The 21501-nt window shown below is 38.5% G+C and carries 13 protein-coding genes; 10 read left to right on the top strand and 3 right to left on the bottom strand.

Annotated features, from left to right (window positions below):
• Positions 1–215 precede the first annotated feature (215 nt).
• Complete coding sequence (locus B5X53_RS17395; RefSeq protein ID WP_079714498.1) at positions 216–1469, top strand: ABC transporter permease; 1254 nt, start codon at positions 216–218, stop codon at positions 1467–1469.
• 94 nt (positions 1470–1563) lie between these two features.
• On the opposite strand, the gene B5X53_RS17390 is transcribed toward B5X53_RS17395, so the two are convergent.
• Positions 1564–2025: a GAF domain-containing protein gene (locus B5X53_RS17390; protein WP_079714497.1), complete on the bottom strand. Its 462-nt coding sequence runs from the start codon at positions 2023–2025 to the stop codon at positions 1564–1566.
• A gap of 87 nt (positions 2026–2112) precedes the next feature.
• On the opposite strand from B5X53_RS17390, the gene xrtF reads away from it, so the two are divergent.
• From xrtF to B5X53_RS17345, 9 genes are all read left to right on the top strand, one after another.
• Positions 2113–2658, top strand: coding sequence for an exosortase family protein XrtF (gene xrtF, locus B5X53_RS17385; protein ID WP_079714496.1), 546 nt, complete (start codon positions 2113–2115; stop codon positions 2656–2658).
• A complete protein-coding gene (locus B5X53_RS17380; protein ID WP_079714495.1) occupies positions 2655–3098 on the top strand; it encodes an exosortase F system-associated membrane protein in 444 nt (147 codons plus the stop codon). Before xrtF ends, B5X53_RS17380 begins: the two co-directional genes overlap by 4 nt.
• Before the next feature lie 66 nt (positions 3099–3164).
• On the top strand, positions 3165–3557 hold the full coding sequence (locus B5X53_RS17375) for an HYC_CC_PP family protein (protein ID WP_079714494.1): 393 nt from the start codon (positions 3165–3167) through the stop codon (positions 3555–3557).
• Positions 3558–3762: 205 nt separating this feature from the next.
• Positions 3763–7611 (top strand): efflux RND transporter permease subunit, encoded by a 3849-nt coding sequence (locus B5X53_RS17370; protein WP_079714493.1) that lies wholly within the window; start codon positions 3763–3765, stop codon positions 7609–7611.
• Between the two features lie 28 nt (positions 7612–7639).
• Positions 7640–8908: a TolC family protein gene (locus B5X53_RS17365; protein WP_079714492.1), complete on the top strand. Its 1269-nt coding sequence runs from the start codon at positions 7640–7642 to the stop codon at positions 8906–8908.
• Positions 8895–10616, top strand: a complete 1722-nt coding sequence (locus B5X53_RS17360) for an efflux RND transporter periplasmic adaptor subunit (protein ID WP_079714491.1) — start codon at positions 8895–8897, stop codon at positions 10614–10616. Before B5X53_RS17365 ends, B5X53_RS17360 begins: the two co-directional genes overlap by 14 nt.
• 123 nt (positions 10617–10739) lie before the next feature.
• Positions 10740–11309, top strand: a complete 570-nt coding sequence (locus B5X53_RS17355; protein WP_079714490.1) for a DUF3347 domain-containing protein — start codon at positions 10740–10742, stop codon at positions 11307–11309.
• A gap of 135 nt (positions 11310–11444) precedes the next feature.
• The gene (locus B5X53_RS17350; protein ID WP_079714489.1) at positions 11445–13592 is read left to right on the top strand and encodes a thioredoxin domain-containing protein; all 2148 of its coding nucleotides are present in this window, start codon (positions 11445–11447) and stop codon (positions 13590–13592) included.
• A gap of 366 nt (positions 13593–13958) precedes the next feature.
• Positions 13959–16478, top strand: a complete 2520-nt coding sequence (locus B5X53_RS17345) for a glycoside hydrolase family 9 protein (RefSeq protein ID WP_079714488.1) — start codon at positions 13959–13961, stop codon at positions 16476–16478.
• 473 nt (positions 16479–16951) lie between these two features.
• Here the strand turns inward: B5X53_RS17345 and B5X53_RS17340 are convergent, their stop codons facing one another.
• Together B5X53_RS17340 and B5X53_RS17335 are read right to left on the bottom strand one after the other, a co-directional pair.
• Positions 16952–18424 carry a RagB/SusD family nutrient uptake outer membrane protein gene (locus B5X53_RS17340; RefSeq protein WP_079714487.1) on the bottom strand — a complete coding sequence of 491 codons (1473 nt, stop codon included), beginning with the start codon at positions 18422–18424 and terminating at the stop codon, positions 16952–16954.
• A gap of 12 nt (positions 18425–18436) precedes the next feature.
• The gene (locus B5X53_RS17335; protein WP_079714486.1) at positions 18437–21457 is read right to left on the bottom strand and encodes a SusC/RagA family TonB-linked outer membrane protein; all 3021 of its coding nucleotides are present in this window, start codon (positions 21455–21457) and stop codon (positions 18437–18439) included.
• Positions 21458–21501 lie beyond the last annotated feature (44 nt).

The raw sequence follows: 21501 nt of genomic DNA, 5'->3' as shown, positions 1-21501 counted from the left end.
GGCAAAAGTAAGTATTTAACCCAAAAACATAAAAGGCATTTACTTTATTTATCCAGAAATTTTGTAACGAAATTTAAACCCGGGCGTCATACCATTAAGCACATAAATATCCGGGCTTTATTTACTCGATATCCTGAGATTTAATGTGCCCGGCTTGCAGAATGTTTAAATTTACAATCTAATGCTTCGTGGGGTTATCCCGAGCTTTATTTATTATGCTGATATATTTACGCGTACTTAGGGAAAGTTTTAATTTTGCGATAAACGCGCTTAAAAACAACAAGTTAAGAACATTTCTTTCTTTGCTTGGAGTTACTATTGGAATTTTTTCCATTATTGGTGTACTCGCTGCAGTAGATTCTTTAGAGCGTGAAATTAAAGGAAGTTTAAGCGCTTTAGATAACAGTACAATTATTGTAATGCGTTTTTCTTTTGGCCCAACCGATATTCCGCAATGGAAACGACAACAATTCCCCGATGTTTCTTATGATGAATATCAATTCTTAAAGAGAAATCTTCCCAATACTGAATCTATAAGTTTTACCATAGGCGTTCCCGATGAGTCTATAAAATACCAGGATGTAACCAGTACCGGGGTTGGGGTTGGTGCCATTACTCACGAATATTACGATATTGAAGCTCTGGAACTGGAGGAAGGTCGATTTTTCAACGAATCTGAATCGGTTAGCGGTTCTCCTGTAATTGTTTTAGGTCACGAAATAGCAAATAACCTTTTTGGCGGACTTAACCCTCTTGGCAAGGAAGTGCGCTTATATGGAAGAAAACTCACGGTGATTGGTGTGCTGAAAAAACAGGGTGCCAGTTTATTTGGGGGCTCCCGGGATGGGCAGGTCTTTATTCCAGCAAATATTGCCAGAAGGGTTTATGGCGATAACAATAAAGGTGTTTTTCCGCAGTTGATTTTGAAACCTGAAGATGATGTTGATAATGCCGAATATATGGCAGTTTTAGAACAGCGACTCAGAAATTACCGCGGTATAAAACCCGGCGATATCAATAATTTCTTTGTTAACCAGCTCCAGGGTTTTGCCGATTTAATAGATAATATTACCGGCCAACTTAATTTTATAGGATTAATCATCAGCGGATTTTCATTACTTGTTGGCGGTTTTGGAATTGCAAATATTATGTTTGTGAGCGTTAAAGAGCGAACCAATTTAATTGGAATTCAGAAATCACTGGGCGCCAAGAATAAATTTATTCTTTTTCAATTCTTATTTGAAGCGATAATTCTTGCTGTTATTGGAGGACTTGTTGGATTGGGATTGGTTTGGTTGGGATCTATTGCGGCTTCGCAATTCACCGGTGATTTTGAGTTTGTACTTTCTTCCTGGAATATGTTTATAGGAACTGCAGTTTCTGCAGTTATAGGGTTAATTTCAGGAATAATACCCGCAATTTCGGCTTCAAAATTAGATCCTGTTGAAGCAATTAGGACGGGAATGTAAAATTCAAGACAATAGAAAACAGATTTTAGAACAAAGACTTTTAAGGTCTTGATTCTTGCTTCCTCTTCTTTTATCTCTAATCTTTTTTCTCTTTTTAGGCCTTTAAAACTTCTGCCACTTTCTCATTAACCCATTCCAAAAATTCTTCATCTTCCCTAGAAAATGGATCTGGGGTGTGAGAATCTATATCAATCTGGCCAATATTTTCACCTTTTAAGAAAAGCGGTACAACAATTTCGGCTTTTACATGAATACTACAGGCAATGTAATTGTTTTGCGCTTTTACATCTGGTACTACAAAGTTTTTATTAGAAACGGCTACCTGGCCGCAAATTCCTTTTCCGAAGGGAATAATTGTGTGATCTGTAGGTTCACCGGCAAAAGAACGTAATTTTAATTCGTCTTTATCACCATTTTTAAAATAAAAACCTACCCAGTCATAATAAGGGATATTTTCTTTTAAAACTTCGCACACCTGCGATAGCCTGTGGTCTATCGATAGATTTTCGTCTTCAAGAATCGTTTTAATTTCTGGTTTTAATTTCTGAAATGGCATAGTTGATATTTTGCTACAAAAGTATTCAAAAATTATAGCAAGCGCAGGCTCATATTTATATAAATTTGTTAAAAACCCCTTCGAAAATTGATCAGGTTATTCGTTAAATATAAATCAGTACTTCGTTTCATTTTTATGTTTTTGGGAAGTTACCTGGTCTTCACCCTTATTTATAGCGTTTATTTAGAGTTTTTTAGGTCGCAGGTTTATTTCCCAGATTACATCACTCATCTTGTGGCGAAACAAAGCGAAGCCTTAATCAGTAGTTTTGGTTATAATGCGCAAATTCTACCCCACCAGTCAGAGCTTTCCATGAAACTTATTGTGAATGAAGTTTACCTGGCAAGGATTGTAGAAGGCTGCAATGCCATTAGTATAATAATTCTGTTTCTTGCATTTGTCCTTTCATTCTTTGGAAGGTTGAAACTCACGTTGCTTTATTTATTGGCAGGTACTGTAATAATTTACGCGATGAATATTATTAGAATAGCTATTCTCACCATCGGGATTTACGAATATCCGCAGCATACAGAATTTCTCCATAGCATCATTTTTCCATTGATTATCTACGGTACCGTATTTTTACTATGGATAATCTGGGTGCGTATTTATAGCCAAAAACAGAAAGTATGAAACAATTTATAAGACTTTCGGAAATTGGAGTTTTAGTTCTTTTACTGGTTTCAGTGAGGCACTTTGAGTATCAGCTGTTTTATGATCCACTTATCGATTTTTATCGTTACGGTGGGCATTTAGCAATGGAAGTCCCTGAAATTAACTTTCCCAAATTATTAATGAATATCAGTTTACGCTACTGGCTAAATACTGCAATTTCCCTGGTAATCCTTTTTGTAAGTTTTCGAGATAAGAATATCGTCAAATTTGCAGCCTTGCTTTTTGCTTTACTTTTTGGAATTGGCCTGGTAACATTCAGTGTCCTTTATTTTAATTTGAATGCAGAAAATGTAATGGGCTTATTTTATGTACGCCGGTTTCTAATTCACCCTATATTTATTCTTATTTTACTGCCCGCATTTTATTATTATCGACTGAAAAAGCGTGAAAACCTATAACATTGAAAGTTATTTCGAAAAATCCGAAACGGCTTCATATCAAAATTTTCCCTATTTTTGTAGCTGATGAAAAAAGCTTTTCAACATAGTATTTCTATAGCAATGGCATTTTTAGTGCTATTTTCAACCTTTTCTTTTACGGTTGATAAGCATTTCTGTGGAAGCTTCTTAGTTGATAAAGCTATTTTTTCTGAAGCCAAAACCTGCGGGATGGAAATGGAAGCTTCAACTGAAGATTCCTGCTGTTCCAATGAAAAAGTAGCGGTAGAAGGGCAGGACGAGTTAAAACACCAGTTTGATTCTCTAAACTTAGATCAACAGGTTTTCCTATCCGGCTTTGCTTATTCTTATATCTATATTTTTGAAGATTTTTCAAAAGAAATTATTCCTTTTAAAGACTATTCCCCACCACTTCTGGTGAAAGACATTCAGCTCGAAGACCAGGTTTTCCTTATTTGATATACTTTTTATAATTATTTGTCAATTCGAGTGATTTCGATAAAATCGGAATTGTATCGAGAATCTTTCCAACTAAAATAACTTTTTTAGCCTCGGAATTCTTGAGAATCAAGCTCAATTTGACCTTTTCTTTTAGTTCATAATCAGATTTTACACTCTGTTTGTGACTACAAAATCAAATAGTTATAAATGTATATCCACATTCATGTTCAATAAGATTATAAAATATTTCCTTTATAACCGGTTGGTTTCCATCTTGCTGTTAGTCTTTCTGATCGGCTGGGGATTGGTTACTGCTCCTTTTAATTGGAACACCGGTTTTCTACCAAGTGACCCCGTTCCTGTAGATGCTATTCCCGATATTGGAGAAAATCAGCAAATTGTTTTTACCGATTGGCCCGGGCGTTCGCCGCAGGATATAGAAGATCAAATTACGTACCCGCTTACCAGTTCCCTTTTGGGAATTCCGGGCGTGAAGTCTATTCGTAGTTCTTCTATGTTTGGATTTTCCAGTATTTACATCATTTTTGAAGAAGATGTAGAGTTTTACTGGTCCAGAAGCAGGGTTTTAGAAAAGTTGAATTCACTTCCTTCAGGCCTATTACCCGATGATGCTCAACCCGCTTTAGGCCCTGATGCTACTGGTTTGGGCCAGGTTTTTTGGTACACGATCGAAGGCCGGGATAAAGACGGAAACGTAACCGGTGGCTGGGATCTTCACGAATTGCGCAAGGTTCAGGATTATTATGTAAAACTCGGACTAAGCGGAGCAAAAGGAGTTTCAGAAGTAGCTTCCATTGGAGGTTTTGTGCAGGAATATCAAATTGATGTAAATCCCGATGCGCTTAAAGCCTACGGAATTGGCATCAACCAGGTGATGATGGCGGTTAAGAATTCTAACCGCGATGCCGGGGCAAAAACCTTAGAGGTTAATAAGGTGGAATACCTGGTGCGTGGACTCGGATATATTGAATCTATTGAAGATATTGAAAATACTGTTGTTGCCGAAAGTGATAACACTCCGGTACTTATTAAAGACCTTGGTCGCGTGAGCCTGGGGCCTGCCGAACGCCGTGGAGTTTTGGACAAAGGTGGCGCTGAGGTTGTGGGCGGTGTAGTTGTTGCCCGCTATGGTTCAAATCCGCTGGCGGTTATTCAAAATACTAAAGATAAAATCCAGGAAATATCTTCCGGCTTACCTTCTAAAACACTTTCCGATGGTACCGAAAGCCAGTTAACTATCGTGCCTTTTTACGATAGAACCCAACTGATTAACGAAACCATAAATACGCTGGAGAGAGCACTTTCTCACGAGGTGCTTATTAGTATTATCGTGATAATTGTATTGGTTTTAAACCTGCGAGCTTCTATTTTAATTTCCAGTTTACTGCCGGTTGCGGTGCTTATGACCTTTATCGCGATGCGCTATTTTGGAGTAGATGCAAATGTGGTTGCACTTTCCGGGATTGCCATCGCTATTGGAGTAATGGTAGATGTTGGGATTGTGTTTGTTGAAAATACCATTCGCTGGCTCGAAATGCCCGAAAATAAAGATCTCCGCGGAAATAAACTCGCCGGAGTAATCTACAAAGCTACCGCTGAAGTAGCTCCAGCGGTAACAACAGCACTCGCCACCACAATTGTGAGTTTTATCCCGGTGTTCTTTATGGAAAATGCCGAAGGGAAATTATTCCGTCCCCTGGCTTTTACCAAAACTTTTGCCTTGGTTGCGGCTTTCCTTATCGGGGTTTTTGTGTTGCCAATGCTGTCGTATTTCTTTTTCAATATTAAAATCAATAAAAAGAAAACCCAGCAAATCTGGAATATTGTTTTAATCGTTTCAGGAATCGCATTGACTATTATTTTCAGTTTTTGGTTGCCTTTAGCTCTAACATTAATTGGAATTGTAAAAATTGTTGAAGACAGGAACCCACAGTTTTTTGGAAAATATACAAATTTGGTTATTCCCGGTTTAATCCTGACGGTTACCGTATTCTTTCTGGCTGAAGAGTGGATGCCGCTTGGCTTTCAGAAATCGGCTTTTTCCAATTATATCTTTGTAATTCTTTTACTAAGTATCACCTTGGCGGTGTTAATGATGGTGGTGAAGTTTTACGAACCGATCTTAAACTGGTGTTTAACCAATAAAGGGAAGTTTTTAACGCTCCCTATTATTACCATCTTTTGTGGTACGATGATCTGGTTTGGTTTTCCAAAATTATTCGGATTTGTAGCCAGCGGATTTGATAAAGTAGGCTGGAATGTGAGAACAACCCAGGTTTGGAGCGGGATGGCACACACTTTCCCCGGGGTGGGCAAGGAATTTATGCCATCGTTAAGTGAAGGCAGCTTTTTACTGATGCCAACTACCATGCCGCACGCCGGGATGGAAGAAACCACCGAAACCTTGAAACAATTGGATATGGCGGTAACCAGTATTCCTGAAGTTGAGATTGCGGTTGGTAAATTAGGTCGGGCAGAAACCGCTCTGGATCCCGCGCCAATTTCTATGTTTGAAAATATCATAAATTATAAACCGGAATATATTCATGCTGAAGACGGCTCGATGCAGCGTTTTAAAGTTGATGATGAAAACCGATTTATTCTGAAATCAGGGGACACTTTAACTAATACTGAAGCTATCCAGCGAGATGTAATCGCTTCAAATTTAATTGAAGATGAAGATGGAAGGTTCTACCGAAACTGGCGTGAACATATTAATAGTCCCGACGACATTTGGAATGAAATTACAAAACGCACCAAACTTCCCGGGGTTACTTCGGCGCCAAAATTACAACCCATAGAAACCCGTCTGGTAATGTTACAAACCGGGATGCGGGCACCGATGGGAATTAAAGTTTATGGACCAGATTTGAGGACTATTCAAGATTTTGGAATGGAACTGGAGGAATTGCTAAAAGAAGTGCCTTCAGTAAAATCTGAAGCTGTTTTTGCCGATCGTGTAGTTGGAAAACCTTATCTGGAAATAGATATAGATCGAAATGCGATTGCCCGTTACGGACTTAGTATTGAAGACGTTCAGCAAACCATTGAAACTGCGATTGGGGGGATGGAAATCACTTCTACGGTAGAAGGCAGGGAACGCTTTCCGGTTAGGGTGCGATATCCCCGCGAATTAAGAGACGATCCTGAAAGTATTAAGAACATTCTAATTCCGACTTCAGATGGGGCTCAAATTCCGTTAGGAGAGCTCGCCGAGCTTAAATATGAACGTGGTCCGCAAATGATAAAAAGTGAAGAGACTTTTTTAACTGGCTATGTACTTTTCGATAAACGCGATGGCTATGCTGAAGTTAATGTAGTAAACGATGCTCAGCAGCATATTCAGGAAAAAATTGATGCCGGTGAATTGCAAGTGCCGCAGGGAGTGAGCTATAAATTCTCCGGAAATTATGAAAACCAGGTTCGGGCGGTAGAACGTTTGACGATCCTAATTCCTATTTGTTTGATTATTATTTTCCTGTTGCTGTATTTTCAATTTAAAACCATTATCGCTTCAACAATCCACTTTTCAGGAGTATTTGTAGCTTTTGCCGGTGGTTTTGTTATGATCTGGCTTTACGGGCAGGGCTGGTTTATGGATTTTGATATGTTCGGAACCAATATGCGCAACCTTTTTCAAATGCAGGAAGTTAATTTAAGCGTAGCAGTATGGGTTGGATTTATCGCTTTGTTTGGTATCGCAACCGATGATGGCGTTTTGATGGGAACTTATATTCACCAGGTTTTTGAACGGAAAAACCCCCAAACAGTTTCAGAAGTTCGTGATGCGGTGATGGAAGCGGGTTTGAAAAGGGTTCGGCCCGCAATGATGACCACGGCAGTTACTATAATTGCACTTTTCCCGGTACTTACTTCCACCGGAAAAGGATCTGATATTATGGTGCCCATGGCCATTCCAATTGTCGGTGGAATGTTGATCCAGATTATGACAATTTTTGTGGTGCCAGTTTTACAGGCCATATGGCGGGAGAATGCTTCTTCCAATTTCACAGAAGAAAATGGAGAAGAACCAACTACAATTGAGGCTTAGAATTTCTGAAAGAAATAAGAATTAGATAATGAAAATAAACACAAAAAAAATATTTATAAGCTTGCTTCTAATCCCCCTTTGGGGAGGAGTTGGAATTGCGCAAGAGTTGGAAGATTATCTCCAAATCGCAGCAGAAAATAATCCGAAGCTACAATCTGCTTATACGCAATTTGAAGCTGCATTGCAGCAATCGCCGCAGGTTGCTTCTTTGCCAGATCCTACCCTAACGCTTAGTGCGTTTGGCAGGATGATAGAAACCCGGTTGGGAGCCCAGGAAGCCCGGTTCAGCCTTATGCAAATGTTTCCGTGGTTTGGAACTCTAAAAACAAAAAGGGAAGCAGCCGATTTACTGGCAGAAGCACGATTTCAAGAGTATTTGGCAATGCGAGCCGATTTGTTTTTTGAAATAAAAAAAGCCTATGCAGAACTTTTTGCCATAGAGAAAACTATCTCTTTAAAAGAGGAAAATCTTGATATTCTGGATTCCTATCGTGAGCTTTCTCTTAGTAAGTTTAGAAGCGGAAGCTCAAAAATGGTGAACGTGGTGCGAGTGGATATCAAGCGTGATGAATCTTTAACCGAAATTGAACTGGAAGAAGAACAGCTGGAAAGTTTAAAAAAGCAATTTAATATATTATTGAATAGAGATAGGGAAGCCGAAGTTTCTATTGAGGATACTCTGATTTTTAACTCTGGAATTCAAAATGAAATAATTGATACTGAAGCAGCTTTTAGCACACATCCTGAACTTACCAAATTTGATAAGGAGCGGGAGGCTTACGAACATCGTGCAGAAACCGCTCAAAAATCGGGTTTACCTAATTTTGGGATTGGTGTAGATTACTCGGTTATTTCAAAACGAACAGATGCAAATCCGCCAATGAATGGGCAGGACGCAATAATGCCTATGTTTTCGGTGAGCTTACCAATTTTCAGAAAGAAATATAAAGCCGCAGAAAAAGAAGCCGAATTAATGCAGCAGGCTGCAATTCAAAATAAAGAAGCACGGGAGAATCAGTTGCAGAGTGAATTTGAGCAAACGGTGTATGATTTAAACAAAGCTGCCAAACTGCTAAAACTTTACGAACGGCAAATAGAAAGTTCTGGCCAGGCCAACAGACTTCTGGTTTCGGCTTTTAGTAATAACGATGGCGATTTTGAGGAAGTGCTCAGGATGAACCAGGATATTTTAATGCTGAAAACTCAGCAGATAAAAGCTTTGAAAACCGGATTTACGGCTCAGGCAAAAATGGATTATTTATCAGCTAAAACTGAAAATTACGATGAAACGAATTAATAATATATGGAAAGCCGCCGGAATTCTTATTCTGGGACTTTTACTTGGATATCTGCTTTTTGGTGGAGGAAATGATGCTGAAGAAGCTGAAGATCATAATCACTCTGAAATGAGCGAAGATCAAATATGGACCTGTTCCATGCACCCTTCGGTACGACAAAATGAACCCGGCGATTGCCCGATTTGCGGAATGGATCTTATTCCGGTTTCAGAAGATGAAAAGGAATTGGATTCAGATATGTTTGTAATGAGCGATAATGCCCTGAAACTCGCAAATGTAGAGACCATGCTTGTTGGAGCAGGTGAAACTTCAAAAGAAATAAGGCTTAGCGGGAAAGTTGAGGTAGACGAGCGTAACACTTACACACAATCTACCCATATCCCGGGGAGAATTGAGCAATTACGAGTGAATTTTACCGGTGAGAAAGTGAATCGTGGGCAGGTTTTGGCCAGCGTTTATTCGCCAGATTTGGTTACCGCTCAGGAAGAATTATTACAGGCAGCCGAGATAAGGGAAAGTCAGCCGGAACTTTTTGAAGCCGCAAAACAGAAGCTTAGAAACTGGAAAATTAGTGAGGCCCAAATTAATAGTATGTTAAGCAGGGGAGAGGCTATAGATCGTTTTCCAATTACCGCCGATGTTGGTGGTGTTGTGACCGATCTAATGGCAGAACAGGGCGATTACCTGGAAAGGGGAATGCCTATTTACGAAATTGCCAACCTGGATAAACTTTGGGTACTTTTTGATGTTTATGAGAGCAATATGGCCTTGATTGAGGAAGGAAGCAAAATAAAATATTCCATTCAATCGCTGCCCGGGGAAACCTTTGAAGGAGAGGTAGATTTTATAGATCCGTTGTTAAATAATAATACCCGTGTGGCTACTGCACGAGTAGAAATAGACAATGAAAACAGGCGTATTAAACCGGGAATGTTTGTTACAGGAATTATAGAAAATAGCCTAAATGCAGAAAATGAGGAAATTGTGATTCCACAATCTGCTGTTTTATGGACAGGAAAGCGTTCTGTGGTATACGTTAAGGAAGACGTGGAAAGCGGTGCCGGGTTTAAACACCGTGAGGTGGTTTTAGGTTCTTCTTTAGGTGATTCTTATGTAGTTAAAGAAGGTTTGAATAAAGGTGAGGAAATTGTGGTAAATGGTACTTTTACCGTGGATGCCGCGGTACAGTTAGCTGGAAAACCAAGTATGATGAATCCACCGGGAAATGGAGCAGGAAATATTAATGAAATAGAATTATCTGAGGCCGAAAAAAGCGAAATTCTAGCGGTATTTACTTCTTATTTAGCTCTAAAAGATGCCCTGGTAGAAGATGATTTTGAAGAAGCTAAAAATCAGCTTACAGCGGTAGAAAATGAAATAGAAGCAGTAGATAATTCAGGTTTTGACGCTTCAGCAGTAGAGGCTATGGTGAATTATAAAACCGAGCTTCAGGAACAGTTAAATGTTTTGAAAGCTTCCGAAGATATTTCAGTATTAAGAACCGGATTTATGGATTTTTCCGCAGAAATGATCAGGATGGCAAAAAGTTTAAAACCATTTAATGAGCAGATTTACATTCAGCATTGTCCTATGGCGAATAACGATGAAGGCGCCGATTGGTTAAGCCTTTCAGAAGAAATAAGGAATCCATATTACGGTAGTGCTATGCTGAATTGCGGGGAAGTAACGAGTGTTATTGAGCAATAAGAAAAGAGTAAGTGAAAAGAATAAAAGAGGAATCGAAAAAATAAATTTATATAAGTTTGCTGAATCAAAAGCCTTAAAGTGGTTAAACAAGAATAAATACAAATAAAATTAAAAACAGAAACGATGAAAAAAAATCTAAGAAACTTAATGATGCTTAGCCTGATAGCAGGAGCAATATCAATGACCTCTTGCCGCGATGCCGAAGAAAAAAAGGACGAACCGGCAGAGCCTATGCAAAATGAAATGCACCAATCTGAAGACCAGGCTACAATGGAAACTTATGAAGGCGAATCATTGGAGGCCGAATTTAAGGATGAAAATACTGCAGAAGTCTATAATTTGTACGTAGAAATTAAGGATGCTTTTGTGAATACCGATGCTGAAACTGCCAGTGATAAAGCTGCAGAACTTGCTGAAAAAGCTGGTGAAAACGAAGAAATAGCTTCTGCGGCAACGCAAATAGCGGAAAGTGAGGATGTAAATACACAACGGGAAGATTTTTCTAAACTTACTGCAGCTATGGAGCCTGTGTTGCAGGATGCTTTAGAATCGGGCGAGATTTATAAGCAATACTGCCCCATGGCTTTTGAAGGAAAAGGTGATTATTGGTATTCTAATTCAAAAGATATTTTTAATCCGTATTATGGCGATAAAATGCTGAAATGCGGTAGGGTAGAAGCTACTCTAAATTAAGATATACTAAATAACAAATAGAGCCTGCCTACTCAACGTTGGTAGGCTTTTTTATACGTAGTTTTTCGAAAAAACGCGGGTTTTATTTGAAAAGTTCAATTAGCAAGTTATCTTACAAAGATTAATAATAAGAATATGAAATTGTCTTCCGTTACCGGAATATTACTGACTTTTTTTCTCACCATATCCTGTGTAGATGAATCTAAGAATAATTCCTCGAGTGAAAATCAATTAGATAAAGAGCCCGCAGAACACGAGTTTACCAATATGCTCGTGAATGAGAGCAGTCCGTATTTATTACAGCACGCCCATAATCCTGTCAATTGGTATCCCTGGAGCGAGGAAACATTAAATAAAGCTAAGGAAGAAAATAAACTACTGGTTATTAGTATTGGATATGCCGCCTGCCACTGGTGCCATGTGATGGAAGAGGAAAGTTTTGAAGACCCCGAAGTGGCCGAACTTATGAACGAAAATTTTATTTCGGTAAAAGTAGACCGGGAAGAGCGTCCAGATGTAGATAATTTATATATGAATGCTGCGCAGCTAATGACTGGCAGTGGAGGTTGGCCTTTAAATGTTTTGGCATTGCCAGATGGAAAGCCTTTTTATGCAGGAACATATTATCCTAAGGAAGACTGGCTTAAAATTCTTAAGCACTTTGTAAAACTAAATAAAGATGATCCAAACGCCATTGTAGAACAAGCCGAGAAAATAACTGATGGTATTCAATCTTTGGAACACATGTCAATTGTTGATAAAGAGAAAGCTTTTTCTTTAGATGAACTTGAAACTTTGTACGCTCAATTAAAATCTAAAATAGATTTTGAAAAAGGGGGGAAAGTAGAAACGCAAAAGTTTCCGGTGCCGGTTTTATGGAAATTTCTTCTTCACTATAACTATTTAACCAACGACCCCAGTGCTTTGGAAGCCGTAGATATTACCCTTGAAAATATGGCTTATGGAGGAGTTTACGATCAGCTTGGCGGAGGTTTTGCCAGGTATTCTACAGATGAAGATTGGTTTGCACCTCACTTTGAAAAAATGCTCTATGATAATGCACAACTTATTGAGCTTTATTCCCAGGCCTGGCAAAAAACCCGGAAGCCGCTTTATAAAGAAGTAGTTTACGAAAGTCTGGAATTTGTAGGACAAGAACTTACCGCTGAAAATGGAGCGTTTTATTCTTCACTCGATGCAGATACCGATGGAGAAGAAGGAAAGTTTTACGTCTGGACCGCCGATGAAATTGATACTCATTTAGGTGGAAATTCCTCCCTTTTTAAAGAGTATTATAATGTAGAAGAAGAAGGTAATTGGGAAGATGGAAAAAACATCCTGCATAGGGAAAAATCTGATAAAGCCTTTGCCGATGAAAATTCACTCTCACGCAAAGAATTGAAAGAAATACTTTCTGAAGGGAAAAATAAATTGCTGAAAGAAAGGCAAAAGAGAACATTACCTGCCCTGGATGATAAAGTGCTTACTTCCTGGAACGCGTTAATGATAAAAGCTTACCTGAATGCCTATAAGGCTTTTGACGAAAAACGATTTTTAGAAGCTGCGCTTAAAAACGCAAGTTTTTTAAATGAAAATGTTATTGCTGAAAATGGGGCTGTAACCAGAAATTATAAGAACGGAAAAACGAGTATTCCCGGCTTTTTAGATGATTATGCCTTTGTAATTTCTGCATTTATCGATCTTTACCAGGCTACATTTGATGAAAAATGGTTGTTTCAAGCGCAAGATCTTGCAAATTATACGAAAGAACATTTCTTCGATTCTACTTCCGGGATGTTCTTCTACACCCATGATAATCATTCCGGTCTAATCACGCGGCAAAAGGAAATTCTGGATAATGTTATTCCTTCCTCTAATTCAGAGATGGCAAAAAATCTTTTGATTCTGGGACATTATTTTTACGATAACGAGAACAAAGATCTAGCTGAACAAATGTTATTAAACGTACAAAAGGATTTAAAGGAATACCCGGATTTTTATGCAAACTGGGCTATAGTAGAAGCGCTCCTGGTAAAACCTCCATTTGAAGTAGCGATAGTAGGAGAGAATCACAATAGCGTAAAGAAAGAACTTAATGATGATTACCTTCCCAATGTTATTTTAATGGGTGGGGAGGAAGAAGGCAATTTAGAATTATTAAAAGGCAAATTTATAGAAGGGCAAACAACTATTTATGTTTGTAAAGATCATGTATGTAAATTTCCGGTAACTACAGCCGGAGAAGCTTTGGGACAAATAAATGAATCTGAAGGTTTTTGGTAATAGAAAGCTGTAATACCCTGAATATAGTTTGATCGTTTTTCGCAATCGAAAGCCTTTTGAAACTATTTTTAGTAAAAATTTGTATTGAGAGAGTGTGGTTTTTCATTCTTGATGCAAAGTATCTAAATTCAGTTTTAAGATTTTTTGCTTTGCTGAAGAGAAAGGTATATTTTTAAGAAATAATACTTTTTTCAGTATTCTATTATCAGAAGAAATAAGAAATTACCCATGAAACTTTTGAGTTAAATATAGTTGAAACTTTTTGCTGGATTTTTTAACTGATTTACGCAACCGATTGATTTTATTAGGAATAGTGCTAGAGGTATTTCCGATTAACCCATAAAGCTTATAAAACCGATAAATATTATGAAGAATATTACAAGAGCACCTTATTTAGCTCATAATAATCTCTGCCAGAAACTTCTCGTTAAGGCGATTTATATGAGTACATTTTTAATGGTAGGCAGTCTATTTGGTCAGAGTTCACAGCTGACACTTAATGAAGAAGAATATTTTGAAAAGCCAGGAGTAAATATTCTGGTTTTTAGTAATTGGTATGATGGTCTGTTTAGTGATTCAAAAATTAGTGGTATAGAAGTTATTCATCACGGAGTGAGAACAGTCACTAACGGTGATGTAAGGCTACACGCTACCCCGGAGCAATGGGACGCGATTCCTACCTTTGTTAGAAGGGAAGTGGATAGAGAGAAAATCCGCATAGATACTTATGAAAAATATCCCGACCACGATTTTGAATATATGATTCGGGCCGAACGAGATGGAGATAAAGTGATTTTAAGTGTACACTTAGAAGAGCCGGTTCCGGAGGAATTAAAGGGAAGAGCCGGGTTTAACCTAGAGTTTATACCCTCGGCCTATTCTGAGAAAACATATTATATGGACGGTGAAGGAGGGAATTTCCCGTTGTATCCTCATAGTAGTATGGATAAAGATACAACAGGCTACACAGCGCCAAAACCGTTTGCTGAAGGGAAAACCCTAGTAGTTGCTCCGGGAGACCCTGAACGAAAAATTACAATTGTATCAGATGAAGCGAATTTAATGCTTCACGATGGAAGAGATAAGGCGCAAAACGGCTGGTTTGTGGTTAGAAGTTTACTTCCCGAAGGTGAAACAGGTAAAGTTTTACAGTGGCGTTTAGATGTTAATTCTACCCCCGGCTGGACGCGTAAGCCGGTTATTGGGCATTCTCAGGTTGGATATCATCCTACTCAGGAAAAAGTGGCAGTTATTGAGCTCGATAAAAATGACTCCCCTGCTGCCCAGGCCACACTTTATAAGTTAAATGAAATAGGAGAAAAGGTAGAAAAACATACAGCTGCCTTATCTAATTGGGGACAATATACAAGGTATGAGTATTTATATTTCGATTTTTCTGATGTAAAAGAAGAAGGCTTATATGTGATTTCATATAAAGAAGAAACTACGGCTCCTTTTAAAATTAATGAAGATGTATATGAAAAGGCCTGGCACCCTACAAACGATGTTTTTTTTCCGGTGCAGATGGATCATATGCTGGTAAACGAAGCGTATAGGGTTTGGCACGGTGCTTCCCACCTGGATGATGCTTTACAGGCGCCTGTTAATCATGAGCATTTTGATCTTTATGCCCAAGGTCCCACGACAGATACCGATTATGAACCCGGAGAACATATTCCGGGGCTTAATATTGGAGGTTGGTACGATGCAGGGGATTATGATATAAGAACTCAAACCCAGTATTATGTAGTTTCTAACCTGGCTCATGCTTATGAAGATTTTAATCTGGAACGAGACCAGACTTTGGTAGATTACGATTCCAAATATGTAGATCTACATAATCCAGATGGGAAACCGGATATGCTTCAGCAAATAGAACACGGAACCCTGGGGTTAATAGCCCAGCATCGTGCTCTTGGAAGAGCTATTCCCGGGATTATTGTACCCGATATTTCTCAGTATACCCATTTAGGAGACGGATTAACCATGACAGATAACCTGATATATGATAAAGAAATGGAGCCCCTGGAATCTGATGGTTATAGAAGTGGAAAGTTTGATGACAGGTGGGCCTTTACGAGCAAAAGTACGCCTTTAAATTATGGTTCTATTGCGGCATTAGCTGCTGCCAGTCGGGTGTTAAAAGGTTATAATGATGAATTAGCAGAGGAATGTATAAACACCGCTATAAATGTTTGGAAAGAAGAACATTCCAAAGAGCCAGATCTTTTTCATCACGGAAATACTACCGGCGGCACTTTAGAAGATGAAGAGTTAAAAGCAGCGGTAGAATTATTACTTTCTACTAAAGATGAAATGTATGCCACGCGAATTAAAGAGATGTGGCCAATCATAGATAAAAACTTTAACCTACATGCAGGTCGGGTGATAAAAATCTTGCCTTTTATGGATGAGGATTTTAAACAGAAACTTAAAAGCAGGGTAGAAGCCTATAGAGATGAGATCGCTGCGCACAGTGAAGAGAATCCTTATGGAGTGCCAATTGGTAGAGGGGGTTGGGCCGGCAATGGTCAAATTGTAGCCTATGCTATTAATAATTACCATCTCCATAAGGCGTTTCCGGATCTTATTGAGAAGGAAGAAGTTTTTAAAGGTCTTAATTATCTCTACGGAACGCATCCTGATTCAGATATTTCCTTTGTTTCGGGAGTGGGAACTAAATCTAAGAAAGTAGCTTATGGAATGAACCGGGCAGATTTTTCATTTATTGCCGGTGGGGTAGTGCCCGGAGTACTTATTTTAAAGCCAGATTTTCCTGAAAACAAAGAAGATTGGCCCTTTCTATGGGGAGAAAATGAGTACGTGGTAAGTGTTGGCGCCTCTTATATTTATCTCGTGAATGCTGTACGTGATTTACTTAATTAATAATGTATAATTGACCTCAAGACGATAAGTTTAATGTTTTGCAAATGATTTTCAGAAAGCATCATTATTGAAATAAAAAAATCTGGCACCAAGGCCAGATTTTTTTATAACCACAGCTCAGTATTTTTCGATTTAAGGGTTTAAATAATGATTTATTACCTGTCTAAAGATCTTTAGATGCCGAAGAAAATCCTGTTGGGGGAACTGCTTGTAATTAGCTTATTTCAATTTATATAGTGCTTTTCCAATGCTGAAAACTTTTATTTACTTCCAAAAAATTATTTCTCAGCTTAATTGTAATTACTCGATAATAGAGAATCCAATGCCCCGAGACTTGTCCTACGCATAATTTAAATGCCTTGTGTATTTGCTCCCAGATAGTTTCCGTTTTTATATTTTTCTGAAGAATTTGAAGATAAAAAAAGCCCTTTCAAATTAATGAAAGGACTTTAAGTTTAATGCCTGAATACTTATTAGTATCCTGGATTCTGATCTTCCGCACTTATACCCTCATTTGCTGATATTTCATCATTAGGAATAGGCCAGATTTCGTGTTTGCCTGCCTGGAAACCAAATTCAGAAAGGTAATCGGCAGCAAGTCCCCATCTTACAAGATCTGGGAAACGTACTTGTTCACCGGCTAATTCTACCATTCTTTCGTGTACTATGGCATCAAAAACTTCATCTTGAGAAAGATCGTCAGAAAGAGGCGCTAACTCTGCCCTTTCCCTTACTTCATTAATATAATCAATTGCTTGTGATTTATCACCAGCACCCATTGCATTCTCAGCTTCAGCCATCATTAAAAGGACATCAGCATATCGAATAACTTTCATGTTTATCCCGGAAGCCTGATCTTCATTCACATCTTTGTAATAATTCTGATACTTTCTCCAGGCAGCATTTCTTTCAAGTGGTAATTCTTCAATTTCTCCACCTGCAAAGGTATCGCCAGGGAAATAGAAAGTTTCATCACGTCTAATATCACCGTCTTCGTATTCATCAACAAGAACTGGATTAGGGTATACATTAAACCAATCGTTGAAACCATATTCCTGGCCACGAAAGGTAACTTCATTTGCATCTTCACCGGCTGCGTTAGAGTTCCATACGGCAGAATTACCCATATCATCGTCATACTGAATCTCAAAAATTGATTCAGGTCCAAATTCTTCTTCTTCTCTGAAGTTTGCAAAGTAATCTTCTTCAAGAGAATATTCTCCGTAAATATTATCAAAAGCAGCTAATGCTTCTTCATATTCTTCCAGGTATAGGTGTGTTTTTCCTAAAAGGGCAAAAGCAGCACCTTGGGTGGCTCTACCATTTTCAGTACGTCCTTTATCCCATAAAGACTGGCTGGCATCATTTAAATCTGCTATTATCTGGTCGTAAACCTGGTCTGCAGGAGTACGTGGAAAACCAGATCCATCTTCAGGAACTTCTGTAATTAATGGAACATCACCAAAGCGGGTTACCAATAAGAAATAGTAAAAAGCTCTCATATATTTGGCTTCACCAATAAATCTTGCCTTTTTCTCATCACTTAATAAGGAAGATGGAATTTCATTAATTCTATCTGCATTATCAATCACAAAATTTGCTTTATTAATTCCTCTAAAGCAAGAATCCCAGTACCAGGCAATTGGAGGGTGGCTGGCGTCAAAAGACCAGTCCTGATAAACTCGCTTATCTGCCTCTAACTGTGGATTACCCAGCGCTTCACGAGACATAATATCCATCGCGAAAAACATAGTTCTGGTGTATAATCCTATTGTCTGCGTGTTAGCATATACAGCATTCACTGCCGATTGCACCTGGGCTTCTGTCCTAAAATAGGTTTCTGGAGAGAGACCACTAGGGTTTGTTAGTTCAAAATCTTCTTCTTCACAGCCGTTTACTACGAACAATGTGACAAAGACCATTAATATTATTCTTATTTTTTTCATAATTATATTTTTTTAAAATCCTAGTTGTAGACCAAAAGTTAATGAAGTAGGCTGAGGATATAAACCTCTATCTATACCTATAGCCCCGGTACCCTGTTGCAACACGTTATCAACTCCAATTTCTGGATCAAGTCCGGAATAATCGGTTAGGGTAATCAGGTTTTGTCCACTTATGTATATTCTTAGATTGGCAAGAGATTCACCAAATATATCTTCATCAAAGGTATATCCAATATTTAGATTCTTAAGCCTGGTATAAGAACCATCTTCTATAAAACGATCTGAAGCATTTAGGTTTTGTGGAGCTCCTAATGCACGTGGTATTGTGTTAGAAGTTCCTTCTCCAGTCCATCTATTTAACACAGCAACACCACTATTAAATAATCTTGGCATTCCTTGAAGGTCATATAGGTTTGTATTATAAACTTCGTGACCATACGCGCCTTGAATAAACAGAGAAATGTCAAAACTCTTATACTGAGCACTTAAATTAAGTCCCATAGTAAGAGTTGGATATGGATTCCCGATTACTGTTTTATCTGCGGCGGTTATATCCCCGTCTCCGTTAATATCTACAAAGCGAATATCTCCAGGTTGCACGGTTGTTTGATCTGGATTAGCTGTGAAAACCTCATCAACTTCTGCCTGATTTTGGTAAATACCATCAGTTTTTAAACCATAGAAATGAAATAATGGTTCTCCCGGTGCAATTCTGGTAAGGTATTCATTTTCAAAAAATCCTCCCTGAACCTGATCCAGGCTACCTATAGAAAGAACTTCATTTCTACTTGTTCCCAGGTTTAAATTGGCAGACCAGGTAAACTCACCTTCGTAATCGTTATATCCAAGATCGGCCTCGAAACCGGTTGTTTCTACAGACCCAACATTAGAAGCGATGGTTGGTACATTATAACCTAAACTAAGTGGAAGTGGTAATTCATAAAGAAGATCATCACTCTGGTTACTATAATATTCAAGGGATAGGGTTAATGCATTATTAAACATACCTAAATCTAAACCTATGTTTTTCATAGTAACTTCCTCCCATTTAAGGTTTTGATTAGGAAGTCCTTCTGCAGTAGTACCCTGTAAGGCTGCGCCTCCAATTGGGTAAATAAAACTTGTAACCAGTGTAGAAGCGTAACGATAATTACCAATCTGGTCGTTACCGGTTGTACCCCAGCTACCTCTAATTTTGAAATTATTAAAGTCTGTATCTTGCATAAAGCTTTCCTTGGCTACGTTCCAACCTGCCGAAACAGACCAGAAAGTACCCCAACGGTTGTTGGCACCAAAACGGCTGGATGCGTCTCTACGATAAGATCCAGATAAAAGATATTTTTGATCAAAATTATAATTTAGTCGTCCTAAATATCCAAATCTTCTGTATTCTGAAGAAGCTGATTCTAATCCGGCTTGATTCAGAGATAGTTCTTCCACATCATCTGTAATAGGATTCTGGCTGCTAGCATTCAAACTTTCACTATCGATTGTTTGATCTTCAGCTAAAACTAAAATTTCAAAGTTGTGTAAATCTGCAACCTCAAACTTGTAGTTTAAGCTATTGGTTAGCGTAAGTGATTGATTTGTACCACTGTTTTTAGTGATTTGAGCAAAATCAAATTGGTGGGTTCCACCATTACTATCGTCGTTATAAGAAGGAATAAAATTATTGTTGTTGTACTTATAATAATCTATACCTGCCTGGCTCTTAAAAGTAAGGCCGTCAATTATTTCATACTCAGCAAAAAGGCTTCCTAAAATAGTAAGTCCTTTATTCTCAGCACTTCCAATGGTTTGAACTCTAACCGGGTTCGCCGCATCCTGACCATCGAGCGCAGAGTTTGGTCCCTGGAAGCCACCCCTGTTGTCAGGGTTGTAAACGCTTAAATAAGGCGCAGACTTTATTGCGTGTTCTATTATTGATCTACCTCCGTCTTCTCTTTCAGGATTTTGTAAAGTGAAAGCCACATTTAATGTTTGGCCAAAACTAAGTCTCCCAAAATTGAAGTTACTATTGGATCTAAAGTTAAAACGTTCAAATTCTGTTTCTACAACCGCACCTTCCTGGTTAAGATATCCTCCTGAAAATCTATAATTACTGTTTTCATTCCCCCCGGAAAGTCCAAGGTTGATACTTTTCATAACTCCAGTTCTAAAAATTTCGTCCTGCCAGTCGGTATTGTTGTCAATAAAGTCTGCATACTCAGGGTTTGTAATGCGCTCTGGATCAGTATCTGTTACCTCTCTTGCATATTGTATGTATTGATCTCTATTTAATAAATCGTAACGATTACTATTAAATTGAACCCCGGTATAAGTATCAAGACTTAACTGAGCTTTTTGTGAAGCTGTTCCAGATTTGGTGGTAACAAGTACAACCCCATTTGCCCCTCTAGAACCGTAAACAGCTGTAGTAGATGCATCTTTAAGAACCTGTATGTTCTCAATATCATTGGGGTTTAAGCTACCCAAACCGCCCGCGATAACACCATCTATAACATATAAAGGGTCGTTATTGTTAGGTGAGGCCAAACCTCTAATCCTAACTGCAGGTGAGTTCCCGGGAGAACCTGAGTTAATTACGGTAACACCAGAAGCTCTACCCTGTAAGGCCTGCTCTGCGGTAGATACCGGAAGACTATTAATCTCTTCTGTGTCAATAGAGGAAATTGCTCCTGTAACTTCAGCACGGCTTTGAGTACCATACCCTACCACAATAACATCGTCCAGGGATTCTGACCCGGCTACTAAATTTACATCTATTACATTTTGATCGTTAACGGCAATTTCCTGGGTTTGATAGCTTATATAGCTGAAAACGAGAACTGCGTCTTCGCCTACTTCTATGCTATAATTTCCATCAAAATCTGTAGTTGTACCGTTGGAGGTTCCTCGCTCTATGACGTTCACTCCTGGTATAGGACCGGATTCGTCACTTACTGTTCCCGTAACGGTTTGCTGGGCTGTCATGAAGCCAAAACAAAGAAATGTTACAATGAAAAGCCCCCTTTTCAAGTAATTGTTTTTCATAATTATTTGTTAGTTAGTTTATTAATTCGGTTTAAAAGTAACAA

It is taken from the genome of Salegentibacter salinarum (assembly GCF_900168115.1).
Taxonomy (GTDB): Bacteria; Bacteroidota; Bacteroidia; order Flavobacteriales; family Flavobacteriaceae; genus Salegentibacter; species Salegentibacter salinarum.
The sequence above is the reverse complement of the archived record's forward strand: the minus strand, read 5'-3'. Positions and strand labels throughout refer to the sequence as shown.

Bases quoted from the DNA above. Each gene is read 5' to 3' on its own strand.
- B5X53_RS17350 (WP_079714489.1), top strand. From the start codon at position 11,445: ATGAAATTGTCTTCCGTTACCGGAATATTACTGACTTTTTTTCTCACC.
- B5X53_RS17365 (WP_079714492.1), top strand. From the start codon at position 7,640: ATGAAAATAAACACAAAAAAAATATTTATAAGCTTGCTTCTAATCCCC.
- B5X53_RS17335 (WP_079714486.1), bottom strand. From the start codon at position 21,457: ATGAAAAACAATTACTTGAAAAGGGGGCTTTTCATTGTAACATTTCTT.
- B5X53_RS17360 (WP_079714491.1), top strand. From the start codon at position 8,895: ATGAAACGAATTAATAATATATGGAAAGCCGCCGGAATTCTTATTCTG.
- B5X53_RS17355 (WP_079714490.1), top strand. From the start codon at position 10,740: ATGAAAAAAAATCTAAGAAACTTAATGATGCTTAGCCTGATAGCAGGA.
- B5X53_RS17380 (WP_079714495.1), top strand. From the start codon at position 2,655: ATGAAACAATTTATAAGACTTTCGGAAATTGGAGTTTTAGTTCTTTTA.
- B5X53_RS17390 (WP_079714497.1), bottom strand. From the start codon at position 2,025: ATGCCATTTCAGAAATTAAAACCAGAAATTAAAACGATTCTTGAAGAC.
- B5X53_RS17340 (WP_079714487.1), bottom strand. From the start codon at position 18,424: ATGAAAAAAATAAGAATAATATTAATGGTCTTTGTCACATTGTTCGTA.
- B5X53_RS17395 (WP_079714498.1), top strand. From the start codon at position 216: ATGCTGATATATTTACGCGTACTTAGGGAAAGTTTTAATTTTGCGATA.
- B5X53_RS17345 (WP_079714488.1), top strand. From the start codon at position 13,959: ATGAAGAATATTACAAGAGCACCTTATTTAGCTCATAATAATCTCTGC.
- B5X53_RS17375 (WP_079714494.1), top strand. From the start codon at position 3,165: ATGAAAAAAGCTTTTCAACATAGTATTTCTATAGCAATGGCATTTTTA.
- B5X53_RS17370 (WP_079714493.1), top strand. From the start codon at position 3,763: ATGTTCAATAAGATTATAAAATATTTCCTTTATAACCGGTTGGTTTCC.